Source organism: Nostoc sp. PA-18-2419 (genome assembly GCF_005869855.1).
GTDB lineage: Bacteria > Cyanobacteriota > Cyanobacteriia > Cyanobacteriales > Nostocaceae > Nostoc.
Genome location: NZ_SZNH01000102.1, coordinates 1 through 687, shown reverse-complemented (window position 1 = coordinate 687; position 687 = coordinate 1). Strand labels below are relative to the sequence as shown.

The window sequence follows — 687 nt, the reverse complement described above, 5'->3', positions numbered from 1 at the left end:
GCATCCCTGCCAAAAAGTCCAAGCATCGCCGCCCCGTAAAAAGCGTTCATAAGGGCCGTAGTAACCAATATTATTCCCTGGCTGAACTCGTACTCCTTCTCGCTTTGCCCGTTGAGCAACACGAGCAATCATTGGATACACATCAAGTAATTCATAAGGTTGCAGTAGAATCTCGCTATTATCAGCTGCATTCCCCATCGGTACAGTCAATTGAATTTGCCAAGCGAAGACACCTGCATCACGGAGATGCTCATAAATACGGGGGAATTCTGGTGCAGAAAGGCGATTGATTTGAGTATTGCAACCGAAGGATATACCTGCTTCCTTGAGATGGCTCATAGTCTTAAACGCCCATTGCCAAGATCCTTGTCTACCGCGGATGCGATCGTGGGTTGCTTCTAAACCATCAACAGAGACGGAAACGACTTGAATACCAGCTTCTTTCATCCGCCGTGCTGTCTCTAAAGTGATACCATAACCACCAGTCGTCATACCACAGAGCATCCCAGCTTGGGTAACTGCTTGAGCTATTTCCAGCCAATCAGGACGCAGAAAAGCTTCACCACCAATAAGTGTTACTTCTGTAATCCCAACTTCCGCCATTTGCCTAACCAAATCAAGGGCTTCTTCAGTGGACAGTTCTTTTGTCCTAGTATGACCAGCACGAGAACCACAGTGTTGACATGC

Annotated in this window: 1 protein-coding gene; it reads right to left on the bottom strand. The window is 47.2% G+C overall.

Translation table 11 applies throughout. The features are described from left to right. On the bottom strand, positions 1-687 hold a 687-nt coding region (locus FCR06_RS32165), incomplete at both ends, for a radical SAM protein (RefSeq protein ID WP_138506959.1).